The sequence below is a fragment of the Marinobacter sp. LA51 genome, from assembly GCF_030297175.1.
Lineage (GTDB): Bacteria > Pseudomonadota > Gammaproteobacteria > Pseudomonadales > Oleiphilaceae > Marinobacter > Marinobacter apostichopi.
Genome location: NZ_AP028070.1, coordinates 304,712 through 325,130 on the forward strand (window position 1 = coordinate 304,712; position 20,419 = coordinate 325,130).

A 20,419-nucleotide genomic window follows, 5' to 3' on the forward strand; every position below is an offset into this window, starting at 1 on the left:
TGTTTCTCCTCAGTAAAAATCAGTGGTTAACGCGTTCGATAACAGCAGCAATGCCCTGGCCTACGCCAATGCACATGCTGATCAGCGCGTAGCGCCCGCCGCTGCGTTCTAGCTGGCGGGTCGCGGTGAGAGCGATACGAGCGCCGGACGCACCCAGTGGGTGACCCACTGCAATGGCGCCGCCGTTCGGGTTCAGTCGCGAATCGGTTGGATCAATACCCAGCCGAGTGGTGCAGCCGAGGACTTGTGCAGCAAAGGCCTCGTTAATTTCGATAACGTCCATATCCTTGAGTGTCAGACCGGCCCGGGCCAGGGCTTTTTCACTGGCGGGTACCGGGCCATAGCCCATAACGTCGGGCGAGACGCCGGCGATGGCCGACGACACAATGCGCGCCCGAGGTTGGATGCCGGCACGCTCGCCAGCCTCGAGGGAACCGATGATCAGCGCCGCAGCGCCGTCGTTGATGCCAGAAGCATTGCCTGCAGTCACCACGCCACCCTCAAACAGCGGGCGCAGGCCGGACAGGGCTTCCGCCGTGGACTGAGGCCGCGGATGCTCGTCGGCGCTCACGGTAATGGCCGGCTTCTTGCGGCCCTGGGGTACCTCAATGGGCAGGATTTCGTTGTCGTAAAAACCGTCCTGGCGGGCGGCTTCAAACCGGGCCTGGCTCTGGGCCGCAAACTGGTCCACCAGTTCCCGATCCAGATTCAGTTCCCGGGCAATGTTGTCGGCGGTTTCCGGCATGCTGTCGGAGCCGAAGTCGGCTTCGATGCGCGGGTTCGGGAAGCGGGCACCAATAGTGCTGTCAAAAGCCCGGAAGTCGCGGCTGAAAGGCGACTCGCTCTTGGCCATGACAAACGGCGCCCGGCTCATGCTCTCGGCACCGCCGGCAACAAACAGCTCGCCTTCGCCACAGCGGATGGCACGGGCGGAATCAATGATCGCCGCGAGGCCGGAGCCGCACAGGCGGTTAACCGTCAGGCCGCCAGTCTCAACCGGCAGGCCGGCCAATAAGCCGGCGTGGCGGGCCAGATTGCGGGCGTCTTCGCCGGCCTGGTTGGTGCAACCGGCGATTACGTCTTCATAGGCGTCGAGTGCGAAAGCGTTGCGCTCCACCAGGGCTTTGATCACGCTGGCAAGAAGGTCATCGGGACGGACTTTGGCTAGGGCACCGGCATGACGGCCGAAAGCGGTTCTCAGGCCATCGTAGATGTACGCGCTCATGGCGGCTTCCTCTATTTAAAGCGACTGTATGTCATTGTGGGCGGATTAAACCGGCGAAGATAGTCGCCGGGCAAACCATGTTATTTATGCTAATATAGTTTCATTCAGCGAAACAGAGTTTTGTAATGAGTTCCGAAAAGACTAATCCGGGTGTGTTTAAAATGCAAGCAGTCACTAAGCTTCCATCACTGGGTTCGGTGTGACGAGCTCAGAACTTCGAACAAAAGGTATTGAGCACTGGTTACTGACCATTGCCGTGGCGTTGCAGTTGCTGGCCATGTGCGTGGCCAGCAAACCCCTCAGCGCGCTGGCCGGAGGGCTGTTCCTGGTTGGTTTCCTGTTTGCCGGTCGGCGGCTGCAGGGCTATTCCCGTGGTCTTTTATTGGTGGCGCTGTCGGTCACCGCGTGGCTGACTTATGACGGCCAGCTCGCCGTACCGCAACTGCTGAAGGCAGCTGCCGACGCCGGCTTTTACGCGGCATTTCTGGGTAGCCTGGGGCTGATGCAGTGCCTGGTTCGGCGTTTCGAGGTGCTGCGGCAGATTCACGATGTGCTGCTCGGCGGGCGCCCACTCTGGCTGTACCCGAAATACGCGGTAGTGAGTTGTGGCGTCGCCTCGGTGTTGAATTTCGGCATGATGAATCTGCTCTGCGGCACCCTGTCCGAGACCCTGCGTGAGCGGGGCATAACCGGCCAATCCCGGTTGCGCTGGCTGCGCAGTGTCCTGATCAGTGTGCTGCGGGGTTTTGCCCTGGTGCCATTAGTGGCCCCGACCAGTGTCGCCGTGGCCATTCTGACCCGCGAGCTGCCAGCGCTAAACTGGTCGACGTTGTTGCCGTTTGGTGCCCTCGTTGCCGTCGGTCTGATCCTGCTGGGCTGGCTGCTGGAGCAGCGCCGGTTCCGGCAGGTCAGTGCCGAGCGGGTAGCCCTGGAGCGTTGGCCTGCCGGCGCGTTGGGATTATTGGTGTTGATGCTGGTGGTGTTCACCGCGATGGCGGTGCTGGTGGTACTGACCGGATTGAAGGTGTCTGCCGCGGCGATGCTGGCGGTGCCTGCCATTACCCTGTTGTACATGCTGTGGAAGGAGCGCGCCCCGGCGGCCATTGTCCGGGAGAGTGCCGAGCAGGTCGTCTCCATGAGCAATGAAATGGGGATTTTTGCGGCCTCTGCCATCCTGGGCGTGGCCCTCTCCAGCGTTATCCCGAGCGATGCCCTCAGTGGGCTGGCCAGTGCTGACGGTGGTGTCTTCCTGCTTGCCGCCGCCGGCTTGCTGATACTGCCGATGATGTCGGCCATCGGCATCATTCCGATCACGGTCCTGAGCATACTCGCCGGCCTGCTGCCGCAGCTGGTGGCCGAGGGCATGGACCCGTTGCCGGTGTCGGTGGCCCTGGTGATTGGTTTCTCGCTGGCGATGATGCTGTCACCGTTTGGCCCCTCGGTCATGCTGTTGTCCCGGTTCGGTCAGGTCTCCCGCTGGAAGGTGGCCTTTCGCTGGAACGGCCTGTTCGTGGTCATTGCCGTACCGCTGTTGCTGGCGTTCCTGGCCTTAATAGCCCAGTGACCGGTCAACCACGCCGGTGATGGTTTCGCCCTGGGCATGGGCCCGGATTTTTGCGGTGATTTGTTCCAGCGTCGATTCCCGTAGCGAGCGCGCCGAGATGTGGGGCGTGACGATGATGTTCGGATGCTGCCAGAAAGGGTGATCCGCAGGCAGTGGCTCCTGCCGGAATACGTCCAGGGAAGCCCGGGCTACCCGCCCGTCATCCAGAGCTTTAAGCAGGTCCTGTTCCACCAGGTGTTCGCCCCGGCCGACGTTGATAACCACCGAATTGGGCTGGAGCTGGCTGAGCACGTCGTAATTAATCAGGTCCCGGGTGTCGCCCGTGAGCGGCAGGGTGTTCACCAATACCCGGGAGGCCTGCAGAAAGGGCGCCAGCCCGTCGGGGCCGGCAAAGGTGGTGACGCCTGCCAACGAGTGCTCGCTGCGCGCCCAGCCATTCACTGGATAATCGAGGCTGGCCAGGGTGCTGGCAACGCGGCTGCCAATCTGGCCCATGCCCATGACGCCAATGGGCCATTCGCTGCGTTTGATCGGGCGGTGAAGCTGCCACTGGTTCTGATCCTGTTGGGCCCGGTACACCTGCATGTTGCGACTGATTTCCAGTAGCTGGTGCATCACGTGCTCTGCCATCTGCACCGACATGCCGGCATCCTCAAGGCGAACCACCGTGAGGTCGGCCGGTAGTTCTGGCAGCGACATCAGGCCGTCGACGCCGGCGCCGAGGTTAAATATCGCTCTCAGGTGCGGCTCCCGGGCGAACAGTTCCGCTGTCGGGCGCCAGACAATGGCGTAGTCGGCGTTAACCGGCTTGCCGTTCGGATCCCAGGTCACAACCTCGGCTTCGGGCAGAAGCGCCTGAATGGGTTGGGTCCAGCGTTCGGGTTTGGGGTCCCCGGCGACGAATAGCACTTTCATGAAGCCTCCGTGTTCGAAAAAGCGGAATGATCTCGTTATGCTGTTCTGCTTGGCAGAATATTATCCCGAAAAGTACCAGTGATTACGGGCGAATGTTACAAAAGTGGCCTGTTAGCTTGAGACATTAGGGAATAGTGTTTCAAAACCGGCACGAAAATTGAACGTTTTTTGACGTGAGTCTGTGGTACCTGACTTTGCGAACGATTAAAATGCTGCATCTTTTCTATTTATGGGACTTATATCCCGGATACCTGATCAGGCGACGCTGTCGGAGGGCGCCCCTTTATGTCGAAAGCAGAATCCACCTCACCGGAACTGATGGTTGCGTCCGGTGACGGCGAGCCGGTAAAGCCGGAAAAAGACCGCAAGTTCGTGGAGGCGCTGTCCCGAGGCCTGGACGTTCTGCGCGCCTTCAGTCAGGGCTCGGTCATCCTGGGCAACCAGGATATCGCCCGGATTACCGGACTGCCAAAGCCCACTGTTTCGCGCATGACCTACACCCTCACCAAGCTGGGATACCTGAGTTACAACGTACAGCTGGAGAAGTACCAGCTCAGCTCCGGTGTGCTGGCCCTGGGTTACGCCTATGTGTCGAACCTGAAGGTGCGTCAGCTCGCCAAGCCTTACATGGATGAGTTTGCCCGCCAGACCAATATGTCCATTGGCCTGACCTGCCGGGACCGCCTGCACATGATCTACGTGGAGAACCGCCTGCCGCCGGAGGCCTCCCTGCTGCGCATGGACATCGGCCTGAAGCTGCCGATGGCAACCACCTCCGCTGGCCGTGCTTACTATTGCGCCATTACCGATAAGGCGCGTCATGTTATCGACGATGCCATGGAAGCGAAATACGGAGCCGAGGGCTGGCTCGAAAAGAAAGAGGGGCTCGAGCGCGCCCGGGAAGATTACGAGAAGCACGGCTTCTGCCTCTCGCTGGGCGAGTGGGATCGCAACATCAACTCTGCCGGCGTGCCCATTCACCTGCAGGACGGCACCATTATGGCGCTGACCTGTGCCGCGCCATCGTACCTGGTGTCCGGTGAGAAGCTGCGTGGGTCCATCGCCCACCAGTTGGCCATGCTGGCTGGTGATATCGAATCCCTGGGCGTGTGATCGCTGCAGCCACAGGGCTGCAAACACCCCCGTGAACGGCCTGGCCCAGTAGGCCAACGCAAAAACCGCAGAGGAAACTCTGCGGTTTTTTTGTGCCTGGTCTTTAATTGATGGTTGAAACCCCGCAAGATCTACTATTAAATCGTACTCAAGTTTCGCTTGTTAAAACTATATTCCATATTAGGCGAGGAGAGATTATGTCTGAGGTCGTAACTTATAACCGTGAAGGCACCGTTGGCGTCATTACTGTGGACTACCCACCGGTGAATGCCCTGGGCCATGCGGTTCGTTCCGGCCTGTTGGCCGCGCTTGAGCAAGGGCTGAAGGATTCCGAGGCCAAGGTGCTGTTGCTGGTGTGTGAAGGTCGTACCTTTATTGCCGGCGCGGACATTCGCGAGTTTGGCAAGCCCATTCAGGAGCCATCGCTGCCTGAAGTCATGAATGTTTTCGAGAACAGTGACAAGCCTGTGGTCGCCGCGATTCATGGCACCGCCCTCGGTGGTGGCCTGGAAACGGCCCTGGGTTGTCATTACCGGATTGCCCTGAGCAGCGCCAAGGTTGGCCTGCCGGAAGTGAAGCTGGGCCTGTTGCCCGGTGCCGGCGGAACCCAGCGCCTGCCGCGCCTGACCGGTGCCCGCAAGGCCCTGGAAATGATCACCACTGGTGAGTTTGTCGGTGCCGGCGACGCCCTGAAATTGGGTATTGTTGATGCCGTTGATAAGGGTGACGACATCAGGGCCGCCGGCCTGGCCTTTGCCAACAGCATTGCCGATGAAGGCAAGCCGGTGCGCCGGGTTCGGGACCTGACCGACAAGATCGCCGCCGATCAGGGCAGTGAGGTATTTGATGAGTTCCGCGCCCAACTGGAGAAAAAGGCCCGTGGCCTGTTCTCGCCGTTCAAGTGTGTGGATGCGGTGGAAGCCGCGGTCACCCTGCCATTCGATGAAGGCATGAAACGCGAGCGTGAACTGTTCGTCCAGTGCATGGACTCGCCCCAGCGCGGCGGACTGATCCACGCCTTCTTCGCCGAGCGTGAAGTATCCAAGGTGAAAGGTCTGGCCAAAGACACCCCGGTGCGCGACGTTAACAGTGTCGGCATCATCGGTGCCGGTACCATGGGCGGTGGCATTGCCATGAACTTCGCTAACGTTGGCATTCCCGTCACTATCGTGGAAGTGAAGCAGGAAGCTCTGGACAAGGGCTTTGCGATCATCCGCAAGAACTACGAAAGCTCCGCGAAGAAAGGCCGTATCACCACCGAACAGGTGGAAGAGCGCATGGCGCTGATCTCCGGCAGCCTCAGCTACGACGCCTTCAAGGACGTCGATCTGGTGATCGAGGCGGTGTTCGAGAACATGGCCATCAAGAAGGAAATCTTCGCCCAGCTGGACGCCGTGTGTAAGCCCGGCGCTATCCTGGCATCAAACACTTCCACCCTGGATATCGACGAGATCGCCTCGGCCACGAAGCGCCCGGAAGATGTCGTCGGCATGCACTTCTTCAGCCCGGCCAACGTGATGAAGTTGTTGGAGAACGTGCGTGGCAGCAAGACCTCGGATGAGGTTAAAGCCACGGTGATGGCGGTGGCCAAGAAGATTAAGAAAGTGGGTGTGCTGGTTGGCAACTGCTACGGCTTTGTTGGCAACCGCATGCTGCACAAGCGCGGTGCCGAAGCCATGGCGTTGGTTAACGAGGGTGCAACACCGCAGCAGGTGGACAAGGTGCTGACTGACCTGGGCTACCCCATGGGCCAGTTTGCCATGTCCGATCTGGCTGGCATCGACGTGGGATATCGGATCCGCCAGGAGCGCCGCAACTCCGGTGAGGATGTGCCCCTGAGCTGGATGGACAAACTCGCCGAACAGGACCGCCTTGGCCAGAAGACCATGGCCGGCGTTTATCGCTACGAGGAAGGCAGTCGCAAGCCGATCCCTGATCCGGCTGTCGACGCCATTATTGCCAACTTCCGCAAGGAACAGGGCATTACTCCGCGCGACATCACCGATCAGGAAATTCTCGAGCGCTGCATGTTCGTGATGATCAACGAAGGCGCCAAGATTCTGGAAGAGGGCGTCGCCGATCGGGCTCTGGACATCGATGTGGTGTGGATCTTCGGTTACGGCTTCCCGGCGTACCGGGGTGGCCCCATGTTCTGGGCCGACCAGCTGGGCCTGGATACCATCCTGAATGCCGTGGAAAAGTACCACGACGACATCGGTGGTGATCAGTGGAAGCCTTCGGCTCTGCTCAAGCGTCTGGTGGCGGAAGGCAAATCCTTCGCTGATCTCTGAACGAACTGAGGCTATCTGAAATGTCTGAAGCAGTTATTGTTTCCACCGCGCGCACCGGCCTGGGCAAGTCCTACCGGGGCGCCCTGAATAACACCCACAGTGTCGACCTGGCCGGACATGTGATTCAGCACGCGGTTGCGCGTGCCGGGATTGACCCGGATATCGTTGAGGACGTGATCCTTGGTGCCACCTTCCACGAGGGCGCCCAGGGCAAGAACATCGCTCGCCTGGCCGCCCTGCGGGCCGGATTGCCGGCGACGACGGCAGGTCTGTCGATCAACCGGTTCTGCAGTTCCGGGCTCCAGTCCATCGCCATCGCTGCCCAGCGTGTTGTGTCGGAGAAAGTGCCGGCCATGGTCGCCGGTGGCGTGGAATCCATCTCGCTGGTGCAGAACGACAAGCTGAACAGCTTCCATGCCCGCAACGAGTGGCTGATGAAGCACAAGCCTGAGCTGTACATGGCGATGATCGAAACGGCGGATATCGTGGCGCAGCGCTATCAGGTCAGCCGCGCGTCCCAGGACGAATACGCCCTGATCTCCCAGCAGCGTACAGCCGCAGCCCAGGAAGCGGGCCGGTTTGACGATGAGATTGTGCCATTCGACGCCACCATGCTGGTGAAGAACAAGGAAACCGGCGAGGTCAGTGAACGCGACGTCACCTTGAATCGGGACGAGTGCAACCGCCCGAATACGACACTTGAAGGCCTGCAGGGCCTGGACCCGGTTCGGGGCGAGGATCAGTTTGTCACCGCCGGCAACGCCAGCCAGCTGTCTGACGGTGCGTCCGTATGTACGGTGATGAACAGCACCTATGCCGAGAAGAATAACATCGAGCCCATGGGCATCTTCCGCGGTTTCGCCGTGGCCGGTTGCGAGCCGGACGAAATGGGCATCGGACCGGTGTTTGCGATTCCGCGTTTGTTGGCGCGTAATGGTCTGACCATGGACGACATCGATCTGTGGGAGCTGAACGAGGCGTTTGCGTCCCAGGTGGTGTACTGCCGGGATCGTCTTGGCATTCCCATGGAAAAGCTCAACGTGAACGGCGGCTCCATTGCAGTAGGTCATCCCTATGGGGTGACCGGCTCCCGGTTGACCGGTCATGCCCTGATTGAAGGCAAGCGCCGTGGTGCCAAGTATGTGGTGGTTACCATGTGCGTTGGCGGAGGCCAGGGTGCAGCCGGACTGTTCGAAGTGGTGTAAATGCATTCTCATTGTGACGGGTAAATCAGGAGCAAAGGCATGAACGATCTGAGCAGGAATTACATCAACGGACAGTGGGTTGATTGGCGTGGTGACACCCTGGATGTCCACGAGGCCGCCACCGGCGAGGTGCTTGCCAAGGTGCCATCGTCCAACCGTGTGGTTATGGAACAGGCCATCGCCGCCGCCCATGACGCCTTCGAGACCTGGTCAGAGAGCACGCTTGAGCAGCGCCTGAAAGTACTGGAACAACTGCACGAGGGCCTGACAGCCCGCAGTGACGAGATCGCCGAAACCATTTGTCGGGAAGTGGGCATGCCGATCAAGCTGGCCACCGGCATACAGGCCGGGCTGCCCGCCACCATCACCAAGAGCTACCTGAAACTGCTGCCGGACTTTGCCTTTACCGAGCAGGTGAAGAACTCGGAAGTGCAGTATGCGCCGGTGGGCGTGGTGGGCTGTATTACGCCGTGGAACTACCCGTTGCACCAGGTCATCCTGAAAATCGTTCCGGCCATCGCCGCCGGTTGCACCGTGGTGCTGAAACCGTCCGAAATTGCTCCCCAGAGCGCCTACATTCTGGCGGAGATTCTCGATGGCACCGATCTGCCCAAAGGTGTGTTCAACCTGGTGTGTGGTCTTGGCGAAACGGTCGGCGACACTCTGATCAATCACCGGGACGTGCGCATGGTGTCGTTCACCGGCTCAACCCGCACCGGTAGCCTGATTGCCCACGCAGCCGCTGAAGATTTCAAACGCTTTGCCCTGGAAATGGGCGGCAAGTCTGCCTCGGTGGTGTTGCCGGACGCCGATTTGGCAGCCGCGGTGAAAGGCACGGTAAACAACTGCCTGCTCAACTCCGGGCAAACCTGCACCGCGTTAACCCGCCTGCTGGTGCCGGCGGATCGGCACGACGAAGCCTGTGAATTGGCGGCCGCCGCGGTAGCCAAAATGACTCCGGGTAATCCGCTGGAAGAAACCACCCGCCTGGGGCCGCTGGCCTCGGCGCAACAGCGCGACAAGGTGATGGATTTCATCAAACTGGGTATCGAAGAAGGCGCCACCCTCGTGGCCGGCGGTCCAGACGCGCCGCAAGGCTGCGATCAGGGCTATTTTGTGCAGGCCACGGTGTTCGGCAACGTCAAACCGGACAGCCGCCTTGCCCAGGAAGAAATCTTCGGCCCGGTACTGAGCATCATTCCCTACACCGATGAAGCCGACGCCATCCAAATTGCCAACGGCACCGCCTACGGTCTGTCCGGTGCAGTCTGGTCGGCCGACCAGGACAACGCCAAGCGGGTTGCGAGCAAACTGCGCACCGGCCAGGTCTTCGTTAACGGTGGCGCGTTCAACCCTCAGGCACCGTTCGGCGGCTTCGGCCACTCAGGCCTCGGCCGTGAATTCGGCAAATGGGGCCTGGAAGAATTCCTGGAAGTGCGATCACTCCAGATGTAACACCCGAAGTCGGCTCGGGGGCCAGACTCCGGACCCGGAACTCAGGCCTTGCCACCCAGCAAAATCCGAACGGCGGTACATGCGTCTTCCAGCTCTTCATCCCGGGGCTCTCGACCCCCAAGGATGTCGCTGTACAGGCAGGACTCGGCCAGCCGGATCATGAAGTAAGACAAGCTTTCGATATTCATCGGTGGCGTGATCTGGCCCCGAGCCACCTGGTCTTTCAATAGCCGGGTGTTGGCCTCGACGGTACGGCTGCGCAAGGTGGACTGGGACGAGGTCAGAATTTTCAGCGCGTACTCCGGATCCTGGTGGATGAACTGCCGCAGGGGCCCGAAGTGCAGCACGGTGGAGTTGATGTGCCGATAGACACCCACCACATAGTCGATCCCGGTGCCGGGGGTGGCCCTGAGTGCCTCCTGGCGCAGGGGGTCGTACAGCGACCAGAGGACGTCACCGATTAGCAGGTCCTTGTTGCCCACCCAGCGAAACAGGGTGGCCCGGCCAATGCTGAGCTCGTCCGACAGGGCGGCAAGGTGGATGCGTTCGCCCTTGAGCCACATGCGTCGGGCCCGCTTCAGAGCGTCCGCCGGTGTTGCTCGGGTTGGTGTTTGCTCGGTCACTGAAACCTCATGTGGTGATTTGCAGCCATTCTAAACACAAAAAAGGAAAGCCGCTATGAAGACCAGAATCACTGAAATGTTCGGCACGCGCTACCCGATTATCCAGGGTGGCATGCACCATGTGGGCTATGCCGAACTGGCCTCGGCTGTCTCCAATGCCGGAGGTCTGGGAATCATTACCGGCCTGACCCAGCCGACGCCTGAGGATCTGGCCCGGGAAATCGCTCGCTGCCACGAAATGACCGACCAGCCCTTTGGCGTCAACCTGACTTTCCTGCCGTCGTTCAATACTCCGCCGTATCCGGAGTACATTGACGCCATCATCGCAGGTGGCGTCAAGGCGGTGGAAACCGCCGGCCGTAGCCCGGAACAGTACATGCCCCAGCTCAAAGCGGCAGGCATCAAGGTTATCCACAAGTGCACTTCGGTGCGCCATGCCCTGAAGGCCGAACGTATTGGTTGTGATGCCGTCAGTGTTGATGGCTTCGAGTGCGGCGGCCATCCGGGGGAGGATGACATTCCCAATTTCATCCTGCTGCCCCGGGCGGCCGAGGAACTGACCATCCCCTTTGTGGCGTCTGGTGGCATGGCCGACGGTCGCAGCCTGGTTGCGGCCATGGCGTTGGGCGCCGAAGGCATGAACATGGGCACCCGCTTTCTGGCGACCAAGGATGCCCCGATTCACGACAACGTCAAACAGGCCATCGTCGAAGCCGATGAACTTCAGACCAAGTTGATCATGCGCAACCTGCGCAACACCGAGCGGGTGATGAAGAACGCCGCGGTTGACGAAATCATCCGGATTGAAAAGGAAAAAGGTGAGGCCGAAACCATCGACGACATCCGCCACCTGGTCACCGGTGTGAAAGGCCGGCTGGTGCTGCAGGAAGGCAAGATGGACGAGGCAGCCTGGAGTTGCGGCATGGTGGCCGGCCTGATTCACGACATTCCCAGCTGTGAAGAGCTGATCAGCCGGATCATGGCTGACGCCGAGGAAATTGTTCGTAAGCGTCTGACGGGCTTCCTGGCCTAACGCTGGGCAAGAGCCAGCCCCTTTCTAAACTCCATCACGCCCGCTGTATCCCTCACGGGCGTGAAGGTTTTGTGATAGTTCCGCTATACACTCTTTAAGCGTTTGTGATCCTGCCGTGAGCGGCACCTGCCATTCTCCCAGTCGTGCCAGCACGCCGTGCCGGCGCCGACTGACGAATCACAAGGAGAGATCACAATGAGAAATCTGACCCGAATGCTTGCCGTAACCAGCCTGAGTTTGTTTGCGCTGTTTGCTGTCGCTGGCGACGAAATGAAGCACGACGATGGCATGATGAGCGATGACGCCATGGAGCAGGGTATGTCTGAGCAGGGCATGTCTGAGAAGGGCATGGAAAAGGATGACATGGCTGATGACATGGGGCACGGTATGAAAGATGACGCCATGGATGCCAAGGGCATGGACGACACCATGGACAAGGACATGGACGATATGTCGATGGAAGAAGAATCCATGGGCGACAAAGACACCATGGAGTAACTATTTTCCGAGGACGGAATCAGAGCCAGGGAACCATGACACGAACCGTACTGATCATTGAGGACAACCCCGGAATCGGCGAGCTGGTGCGAATGCAGGTCACCGACCTGGGCATGGACGCCATTCTTGTCGATCGCGGTGACGATGGCCTCGAACGCTTCAATCAGGGCGGAATTGATCTGGTTATCCTGGATCTGATGCTACCGGGCCTGGACGGGCTTGGGGTCTGCCGGGGTATTCGCTCCGGTGCGGGCTATGTGCCGGTGCTGATGCTGACCGCCAAGAGTAGCGAACTGGACCGGGTGCTCGGGCTGGAAATGGGCGCCGATGATTACTTGACCAAACCCTTCAGCGTGGCCGAACTGGCGGCGCGGATCAAAGCCCTGTTTCGCCGGATTGACGCCCTGTCGGCCAAGCCAGACCCCGCGCCGGAAACGGAGCAGGTGTTAATAGATGGTTTGCGGGTGGACCCGGTCCGGCGCCGGGTTTTTGTGGATGACCGGGAAGTGGATCTGACCGCCCGGGAATTCGATCTGCTTTGGCACTTTGCCTGCCATCGTGGCCGGGTGTTCAGCCGGGCCCAGCTGCTTGATGCGGTCTGGGGATATAACCACGAAGGCTATGAACACACCGTTAATACTCACATCAACCGGCTTCGTAACAAGATCGAGACCGACCCGGCCGCGCCCCGGTACGTTCAGACGGTCTGGGGCGTCGGTTATCGGTTTATGGACTGATCCATGGCGCCATCGCTATTCCGTACCCTCTACGCCCGACTGGCTCTGGGCCTGTTCCTGCTGCTGGTGATAGTTGGTGGCCTGTTCACCATGCTCAGCCTCTACTCTGTGCGGGAATACACCGGAGCCGTCTATCAGGAGCTAAATCGCGATCTGGCCAGTAGCCTGGTGACCGACCGCAACCTGGTGACCGATGGCGAGCTTAACCGGGCGGCGCTCAAGGAGTTGTTCGGGCTGTATATGACAATCAACCCGAGCATCGAGATTTACCTGCTGGACCGACAGGGCCGCATCCTGTCCTATTCCGCGGATCCCGACAAAATCAAGCGTAACCGGGTCTCACTGGCCCCGATTCAAACCCTGTTGGCGGACCCGGGCGCTTACCCCCTGCCGGGGGATGATCCACGCAGCCATGACCGGCGCAAAGTATTCTCCGTGACTCCGGTGCCTACCAACGCCAACCCCACTGGGTATCTCTATGTGGTGCTGCGCGGTGAGGAGTATGACGCCGCTGAAAGCATGGTCCACAGCGAACGGCTGCTGCAAATGGGCGCCGGTGCATTGGCAGTGAGCCTGTTTGTGGGCCTGCTGGCGGGCCTGGTGTTTTTCCGTCTGCTGACCCGGCGACTGTCGCGGCTGACCGAGAGGGTGGAGCGTTTTGAAGCCGGCGATGGCGAGGCAGCCCTTGATGCCGTCCCCGATGCCAACCCTGATGCCAACCCTGACGCCGAGCGCGTCCCGGAGCGGGGCGATGATATCGATTACCTGGCCGCGCAGTTTGAACAGATGGCTCGGCGCATTGCCAGCCAGCTTGATCTGCTCAAGGACAAGGACCATCAGCGCCGGCAATTGGTGGCGCAGGTGTCACACGATCTGCGTACGCCCTTGGCCTCTATCCAGGGATATCTCGAAGCCCTGCAGATGAAGCAGGACGACCTCAGCCCGGTTGAGCGCGGACGATTTCTGAAAGTCGCGCTCGCGGAGACCCATCGCCTGGGCCGGCTGGTGGATGAGTTGTTTGAGTTGGCGGCGCTGGAGGCCCGGGAAAAACAGCCGGTGCCGGAGCCTTTCCTGATCGCTGAGCTGGTCCACGATGTGGTGCAGAAACACCAGCCTGAAGCTGAGCGCGCCGGAGTGGGCATGGTTATCGCTGCTGCCGATGCGGTGATGGTGCGGGCGGACATTGCCATGACCGAGCGAATTCTCGATAACCTGATCAGTAATGCCGTCAGCCATTCCCCTGCCGACAGCCAGGTGACCCTGGCGGTGCAGGGTGCCGATGGCGGCGCTCGTGTCACCGTGGCGGACGCCGGCCCGGGCATCAACGAAGATGACCTGGCCCAATTGTTCGAGCCCTTCTACCAGGCCGCCAATGCCGCCCGCACGGGCCACGCCGGCCTGGGTCTGGCCATTGCCCAGCGCATGGCGCAACTGCAAAAAGGTCAGCTATCGGTGCAGAATGGCACGTCTGCCGGTGCCGAGTTTCAGGTCTGGCTGCCCGGAAAATAAACCTGTGTCGTTATAGATTCGTAAGAAACATCAGAAGGTTTTGTGAAGGCAGCACGTTAGGCTGGAGTCAGTAAACCAGTCACAGGAGATAAAGTATGAAAGGCAAATTCATAGGCATGGCCACTGCGCTGTTAGTGGGCGCCGCAGGTACGCTTGCGCTGTCCCTGACCCTAACCCATGCCAGTGCCGAGACGCGGGCCGAAAAAGACACCGAGTTCGCCCCCAATAACCCGGATCTGGCGGTTGCCACCTTTGCGGGTGGCTGTTTCTGGTGCGTGGAATCCGGTTACGAGAAAATTCCTGGCGTAGTTGAGGCGGTCTCCGGTTACGCCGGTGGTGAAGAGCCCAACCCCAGCTACAAGCAGGTAGCGTCCGGACAGACTGGCCATACCGAAGCCGTGCAGGTCTACTACGACCCGGATCAGATTACCTACGAAGGCCTGCTGGCAGGGCTTTGGCGGATGATGGACCCGACCGATGCCAATGGCCAGTTTGTCGACCGGGGCCAGCAGTATCGTCCCGCCATCTTCTACCATGACGCGAAAGAGAAGCGCCTGGCGGAAGCGGCCAAGGCTGAGCTGCAGGCCTCTGGAGTCTACGACAAGCCGGTGGTGATCGAGATTGTGCCATTCACCGAGTTCTACACCGCTGAGGAGTACCACCAGGACTATTACAAGAAGAATCCGGTGAGGTACAACTTCTACACCTTCAATTCCGGGCGCTATCAGTTCATCGAGAAGGTTTATGGCGAGAACTATGAGCTGGATTTCTCCCAGTATCAGCCTGGCGGGATGACCAAGGCCTCTAACTCCGGGGCTGGCGCCGGTTTTGATGCCCAGCGCTTCGTGAAGCCGGACCGCGAGGTTTTGAAGCAGCGGCTGAGCGACATGGAGTTCGAGATCACCCAGGAAGATGGCACCGAACCTGCGTTCAATAACCGCTACTGGGATAACAAGAAACCTGGTCTGTACGTGGACGTGGTATCGGGAGAGCCGTTGTTCTCATCCCGGGACAAGTACAAGTCCGGGACTGGCTGGCCCAGCTTTACCAAGCCCATCGAGTCCGGTGTTGTGGTGGAGCGTGAAGATAAATCGTTCTTCATGACCCGGATCGAGATTCGCAGCCGCCACGCCGATTCGCACCTGGGTCACGTATTCAACGATGGCCCGGCGCCGACCGGTCTGCGCTACTGCATGAACTCTGCAGCGATGGAATTCATCCCACTGGAAGACATGGAAGCGCGGGGCTACGCCGAGTACATCGATGACGTCACCGGTGGCCAGCGCAGCTAATGCTCTCCAACTAACTACCGCAGTCCAATCCCACCGTTAGAGCCAGAGGTCCCGGACCGGGGCCTCTGGGCCAAAGTGATGATGGATCTGCGCCTGCAACAGCTCGGCCGTCGCGATAGCGTCGATCAGGGCATTGTGGGCGGCGTAATGGGGCAGGCCGTAGCGAATGCGGCTATCGGCCAGCCTTATCGACACCGGTTTCTGGCCCCGGAACTGCTGCCACCGTGTCGGGCGCCGGTTTGGGTGCAGGTGCGCTTCGATGGCCATGGTGTCCAGCACTGGAAACTCAATGCCTTCGCCCAGCCGCCATCTCAGGGCAACGTCCAGGAATCTCCGCTCAATACTGCGATAGTGCACCACCGGAATCCGGCCCCGGAGCATCTCAAACATCGGGTCCAGGATATCTTCCAGGTCCGGTGCCTTGGCGATGTCGGCATGGGTGATGCCGTGGATTTCGATGGAGGTCTGATGCAGTGGCAGGCGCGGCCGAACCACCCAGTGCCGCCCGGCCCCCAGTTGGATCCCCTTCAGGCTGAAGGGCACCAGTCCGACACTGACGATAGAATGCTGGTCCGGATTCAGGCCGGTGGTTTCGAAATCCATCGCGACCAGTGGCACGTCGCTGATGGGCGTGTCCGGGGCGATGCAGCCGGCCGCATAGTACTCTTTGAGCCGCGGGTGGCGGGCTTCGCCCGCCAGGGCACCAAAGCGCTCGGACCAGTCGGGAGTTTGGGTGGAGACCACGGCTGCTTTACGGGACATTGCGTCCCACCCCGGCGTTGTAGCGGAAGCGCAGGAATTTCTGGGCATTGCTCACTACCTGGAACGCGTCTTTCAGGTGGCTGCGCTCGAATGGTGACAGATCTTCCGGATGCACATTGTTATCTGGGTCCCGGCCTTCCTCGATGGCAATGGCCTGGTGCCGGATCCGGACAATGGCAATGAACTCCAGGGCATCCCGTAAGTTACCCAGGTCATCATCAAGCAGCAGCTTGGTATTGCCAATAGCTCTCAGGCGTTCGAACGAGTTCTGGGCCCGGGAGCCGCAGGCCAGGGCGTGCACCCGGATGAGATCAGACAGCGGCGCGGTACCCCGGCGTTTCAGGTTGAAACTCTTGCGCTGCTGGCCGTCTTCTTCCAGCACGAAGCTGCGGAAGAAGCCGATCGGCGGCGTCCGGTTCAGGGCATTGCGGGCCATCATGGTGAGGAAGCGCTGACTGTTGCTGGCCTTCTCCGCCACCAGGGTCTTCAGGTCTTCGGCGAAATCGGTTTTACCGTAGATGCCGTCCAGATCGAAGAAGATGTTGCTGTTCAGCAACGCCTCAGCCTTGGGATTCTCGATCCAGTCGGTGAAGTAGCCCTTCCAGACTTTCAACGGCTGACGCCACTTCTGGTTGGTGGCCATGATGTCGCCGGTGCAGTAGGTGTAGCCGCACTCGGCCAGGCCGTCACTGACGAACTTGGCCAGCGCCAGGAAGTACTCATCGTGCTCTTTGGGGTTGAAGCTGTCGTCCAGGATCATGGCGTTATCCTGGTCAGTGACCACCAGCTGTTCGTCCCGAGCCATGGAGCCCAGTGCCATAAAGCAGTAGGGAACCGGCGGTGGCCCCAGTTTCTCCTCGCCCAACTCCAGCAGCCGTTGGGTAAAGCTGCGGCCGATGCCGGCCATGGCGCTGCCGATCATGTGGGAGTTGGCGTCTTCGTTCACCATGCGGACAAAGCTGTCGCGCACGTCCCGGCTGATTTTTTGCAGGCCCCGAACATCCTGCTGATGGTAGATGTTGCTGACCAGGTAGAGGCTGCTCTGGCTCTCGTACTTGACGATGTCCGACAGCGCAATCACACCCCGAACCTCGTGTTTGTCCATCACCGGCAGGTGGTGCACGTTGTTGTGCAGCATGGTCAGCATGGCTTCGAAGATAAAGGCGGTGTCTCGAATGGTAATCAGATCTTCGGACATGATGTCGCTGATGGGCGTTTCCGAGGGCAGGGCTTCGGACAGTGCCCGCGTGCGTAGATCCCGGTCGGTGATGATGCCTTTCAGATCGGTATGCCCTTTGTTCTCCTCCATCAGCAGCAACGCCGAGACGCCCTGGTCGGTCATGATCCGGGCGGCTTCCTGCAGGCGTACCGTGCAGGGCGCTGATACTGGCTCCCGGGTAATCAATCGGGTGACCTTGGAAGTCATCAGTTCATTTGACTTCTCGCGGCGGGAGAGTGCCGAACGAAGCCGGGAGTTATCCTCAACTTCGACAAAATCGGCGAAGTTGTCATCATTTTCGAATAGAAGACGGAAGATTTCCTCAGGAAACCGGTAGATCAGGGTGTCTTCCAGGGCCTTGGCCGGGAAACGTACCTTCTGATGCATCAAAAGGCCGAACTGGCCGAACATTTCACCTTCGCCGATGCGGTTATACAGCTCTCCGGAGCGCCGGTAGATTTCCACCGCACCGCTGCGAATGTAATACAGCCAGTGGTTGGCCTTGCCAAATTCAAGGATGCTGGTGCCGGCGCGAAAATACTCCACCTCAATGGTGCCCACCACCCGGTCGAGCAGCTCCTCGGACATTTCATCGAACGGCGGGTAGTTGGCCATGTGGTTGCGGATGTCGATGAGCTCGGCCTGCATAACACTCCCTGCTCGGTGTGCGGAAAGTTATTGTAAAGAAAGGAATATAGCAGGGTCACTGTGCCGGAGCCATGTCAGACGATTAGCGTGCATGGAGACCGTATGATGTATTTCGTTGACCCTTCACGGCTACGTTGCTAGCCTTGCGCCACTTTTGTAGGTGTCCGTCGCAAAGCGCGACGGGTGAAACGGGAAATCGGTGAGTTCGGCTGTGAGCCGGAAAGTCTGATGCTGCCCCCGCAACGGTAAGCAGGATAACGGCAATCTGATGCGCCACTGTGCTTTGGCATGGGAAGGTGATTGCCCGGGAACCCGTCATGGGCTCCGCCTGCAAGCCCGGAGACCGGCCTGCAAAAACACCCGACGTTGCGGTGGGCGACTGTGGGTGGGCGATTCCCCGGTTTCAGCTTCCTTGCCAGACCACCGCCCGCCCCTGTCTACCTGTTCCGCAACAATAACGATAATTCCCGTGCGGGTGCGCGCGGAATACGGAGCAAGTACACATGGCTAGTTGTCCTTTTCCTGCCAAGATCGCAGGCCTTTCTCTTCTTACCCTGCCACTCGCTGTTGCAGCCGAGACCAATCAGAATCCGGACCTGATGGATCCCATCGTGGTTACCGCTACGCTGGGCCCGAAAACAGTGGGTGAAAGCCTGTCATCGGTCACCGTCATTGAAGAGGAAGAAATCCGGCGTCAGCAGCCCAAGGAATTTCGTGAGGTGATTGCCTCCCAGCCCGGTGTTTCGGTAGTGGGCAATGGCTCCTACGGCAAACAGACCAGCGTGTTCCTACGCGGTAACGCCTCGGATGCATCGATTCTGCTGGTGGACGGCATTCGTATTCGCTCCGCAACGGTGGGTGGTCCCGCCTGGCAGTATCTTCCGCCGCAACTCATTAACCGGGTCGAGATCGTCCGTGGCAGCCGCAGCAGCCTTTACGGTGCTGATGCCGTCGGCGGGGTCGTGCAGGCCTTTACCACACCAACCCAGGACGGCACCCGGGGCTGGCTGAATGCCGGTGCCGGTAATCTCGACAGCCAACAGTACGGTGCCGGCGTCTCGTCGGTGGAAGGTGGTTCCCGCATCAATGTGGCCACCAATTATTTCCGGACCGATGGTGCTCCGGTTATTGAAGGCGGCGATGACAAGGGTTACGACAACACCTCCGGCGTGGCCAGTGCCAGCCACGAGTTCAGCAACGGTGTGCGGGCCGGCTTTACCTTCCTCGGTGCCCGGGGCACCACCGAGTATGACGGCGGTGAAGAGGACTTCCTGTTCCAGACCGCAGGTGTGAACCTGGAAGTGCCCATCACCAGCACCTGGCGCTCCGTGGTCCAGTTCTCCGATGCCCGCGACGAGCTCGAGGACTTCAGCAGCTTCCCGGGTGAGTTCAACACCCAGACCCGCAGTTCCCGCCTGGAAAACTGGTTCACCGTTGGCACTCATGAGTTGGTGCTCGGCGCCGAGCACCTGGTTGATCGGGTCGACAGTACTACCAACTACGACGAATCCAGTCGCTCCAACACGGCGGTGTTTGGCCAGGCCCTGCTGAACTTTGGGCCGCTGGACGCCCATTTCAGCCTGCGCAACGATGACAACGAAGCCTATGGCAAGGAAACCACCTGGGGTGCCGGCGTCGGTTATGAGCTTGATCGCAACCACCGGGTGCGGGCCAGCGTTGGTACGTCGTTCAAAGCGCCGTCGTTCAATGATCTTTACTTCCCCGGATTTGGCAATCCGGATCTGGAGCCGGAGGAAGCCAAGAGCTACGAAGTCGGTATCGAAGGCCGCTACGTGCGCTGGTTCTGGGATATGGCCGTATTCCATACCGATGTTGAGGATCTGTCCCTGCCGTCACAGGATGCCGCCGGCAGCGTGCCGGAGGCCCGCCTGCGCGGCGTCGAACTCAGTGGTGGCTGGCAGGCCCAGGGCTGGACGCTGAAGGCAGCGGCCACGGTTGGCGACTATGAGAATGCCGAGGATGACCGTCAACTAATTCGTCGGGCGGAAAACACCGTGCGGGTGGATCTGGACAAGGAGCTGGGTCGTTGGGTGCTGGGCACCACCGTGCGCGCTGAAAGCGAGCGCTATGAGGATCTGTTCGGCATAGGGCGCGAGCGCATCGCTGGCTTTGGCGTGTGGGATCTGCGGGCGTCCAGGGAAATGGCACCGGGCTGGCTGGCCTCGCTAACAGTGGACAACGTTCTGGACCGGGAGTACAGCACGGCCAAGCGTTTCGACAACACCGACTTTATCAGCTCTGGCCGTACCGTGTTCCTGTCGGTACGGTATGATTTCGTCCAATAACAGGATTCAGCCGCGCGGCGGGAG

16 protein-coding genes and 1 riboswitch are annotated in these 20,419 nt (G+C 60.0%); of the genes, 11 read left to right on the plus strand and 5 right to left on the minus strand.

Features of this window, described 5'->3' with window-relative positions:
- Nucleotides 1-19 precede the first annotated feature (19 nt).
- Nucleotides 20-1,225, minus strand: a complete 1,206-nt coding sequence (locus tag QUE89_RS01315) for a 3-oxoadipyl-CoA thiolase (protein ID WP_286221503.1) — start codon at nt 1,223-1,225, stop codon at nt 20-22.
- A 277-nt stretch (nt 1,226-1,502) separates the two neighbouring features.
- On the opposite strand from QUE89_RS01315, the gene QUE89_RS01320 reads away from it, so the two are divergent.
- Nucleotides 1,503-2,789, plus strand: a complete 1,287-nt coding sequence (locus QUE89_RS01320) for a hypothetical protein (protein ID WP_286222944.1) — start codon at nt 1,503-1,505, stop codon at nt 2,787-2,789.
- Here the strand turns inward: QUE89_RS01320 and QUE89_RS01325 are convergent.
- Nucleotides 2,775-3,704, minus strand: a complete 930-nt coding sequence (locus QUE89_RS01325) for a 2-hydroxyacid dehydrogenase (RefSeq protein ID WP_286221504.1) — start codon at nt 3,702-3,704, stop codon at nt 2,775-2,777. The two genes, QUE89_RS01320 and QUE89_RS01325, sit on opposite strands and share 15 nt — an antisense overlap.
- Before the next feature lie 318 nt (nt 3,705-4,022).
- Between QUE89_RS01325 and QUE89_RS01330 the strand changes: the two genes are divergently transcribed.
- From QUE89_RS01330 to QUE89_RS01345, 4 genes are all read left to right on the plus strand, one after another.
- Nucleotides 4,023-4,817, plus strand: coding sequence for an IclR family transcriptional regulator (locus tag QUE89_RS01330; protein ID WP_238942213.1), 795 nt, complete (start codon nt 4,023-4,025; stop codon nt 4,815-4,817).
- 197 nt (nt 4,818-5,014) lie between these two features.
- Nucleotides 5,015-7,108 carry a 3-hydroxyacyl-CoA dehydrogenase NAD-binding domain-containing protein gene (locus QUE89_RS01335; RefSeq protein WP_286221505.1) on the plus strand — a complete coding sequence of 698 codons (2,094 nt, stop codon included), beginning with the start codon at nt 5,015-5,017 and terminating at the stop codon, nt 7,106-7,108.
- A 20-nt stretch (nt 7,109-7,128) separates the two neighbouring features.
- Nucleotides 7,129-8,313: an acetyl-CoA C-acyltransferase gene (locus QUE89_RS01340; RefSeq protein ID WP_286221506.1), complete on the plus strand. Its 1,185-nt coding sequence runs from the start codon at nt 7,129-7,131 to the stop codon at nt 8,311-8,313.
- Between the two features lie 39 nt (nt 8,314-8,352).
- A complete protein-coding gene (locus QUE89_RS01345; protein ID WP_286221507.1) occupies nt 8,353-9,768 on the plus strand; it encodes an aldehyde dehydrogenase family protein in 1,416 nt (471 codons plus the stop codon).
- 41 nt (nt 9,769-9,809) lie between these two features.
- Here the strand turns inward: QUE89_RS01345 and QUE89_RS01350 are convergent, their stop codons facing one another.
- Nucleotides 9,810-10,391 (minus strand): QsdR family transcriptional regulator, encoded by a 582-nt coding sequence (locus tag QUE89_RS01350; RefSeq protein ID WP_286221508.1) that lies wholly within the window; start codon nt 10,389-10,391, stop codon nt 9,810-9,812.
- Between the two features lie 55 nt (nt 10,392-10,446).
- Between QUE89_RS01350 and QUE89_RS01355 the strand changes: the two genes are divergently transcribed.
- The 5 genes from QUE89_RS01355 (at nt 10,447) to msrB (ending at nt 15,460) form a co-directional block, all read left to right on the plus strand.
- Nucleotides 10,447-11,424 carry an NAD(P)H-dependent flavin oxidoreductase gene (locus tag QUE89_RS01355; protein ID WP_286221509.1) on the plus strand — a complete coding sequence of 326 codons (978 nt, stop codon included), beginning with the start codon at nt 10,447-10,449 and terminating at the stop codon, nt 11,422-11,424.
- Between the two features lie 195 nt (nt 11,425-11,619).
- A complete protein-coding gene (locus QUE89_RS01360; RefSeq protein WP_286221510.1) occupies nt 11,620-11,922 on the plus strand; it encodes a hypothetical protein in 303 nt (100 codons plus the stop codon).
- 35 nt (nt 11,923-11,957) lie between these two features.
- Nucleotides 11,958-12,659, plus strand: a complete 702-nt coding sequence (locus QUE89_RS01365) for a response regulator transcription factor (protein WP_286221511.1) — start codon at nt 11,958-11,960, stop codon at nt 12,657-12,659.
- Nucleotides 12,660-12,662: 3 nt separating this feature from the next.
- Nucleotides 12,663-14,168 carry a sensor histidine kinase gene (locus QUE89_RS01370; protein WP_286221512.1) on the plus strand — a complete coding sequence of 502 codons (1,506 nt, stop codon included), beginning with the start codon at nt 12,663-12,665 and terminating at the stop codon, nt 14,166-14,168.
- A gap of 95 nt (nt 14,169-14,263) precedes the next feature.
- Nucleotides 14,264-15,460, plus strand: a complete 1,197-nt coding sequence (gene msrB / locus QUE89_RS01375) for a peptide-methionine (R)-S-oxide reductase MsrB (protein ID WP_286221513.1) — start codon at nt 14,264-14,266, stop codon at nt 15,458-15,460.
- Between the two features lie 36 nt (nt 15,461-15,496).
- Here msrB and QUE89_RS01380 read toward each other — a convergent pair whose 3' ends face one another.
- Both QUE89_RS01380 and QUE89_RS01385 read right to left on the minus strand, forming a co-directional pair.
- Complete coding sequence (locus tag QUE89_RS01380; RefSeq protein WP_286221514.1) at nt 15,497-16,222, minus strand: 3'-5' exonuclease; 726 nt, start codon at nt 16,220-16,222, stop codon at nt 15,497-15,499.
- A complete protein-coding gene (locus tag QUE89_RS01385) occupies nt 16,212-18,089 on the minus strand; it encodes a putative nucleotidyltransferase substrate binding domain-containing protein (RefSeq protein ID WP_286221515.1) in 1,878 nt (625 codons plus the stop codon). The genes QUE89_RS01380 and QUE89_RS01385 overlap by 11 nt, the downstream gene beginning before the upstream one ends.
- 141 nt (nt 18,090-18,230) lie before the next feature.
- Nucleotides 18,231-18,455, plus strand: a riboswitch (cobalamin riboswitch).
- 137 nt (nt 18,456-18,592) lie between these two features.
- Between QUE89_RS01385 and QUE89_RS01390 the strand changes: the two genes are divergently transcribed.
- Nucleotides 18,593-20,395 (plus strand): TonB-dependent receptor domain-containing protein, encoded by a 1,803-nt coding sequence (locus tag QUE89_RS01390; protein WP_286221516.1) that lies wholly within the window; start codon nt 18,593-18,595, stop codon nt 20,393-20,395.
- The last annotated feature ends 24 nt before the right edge of the window (nt 20,396-20,419 follow it).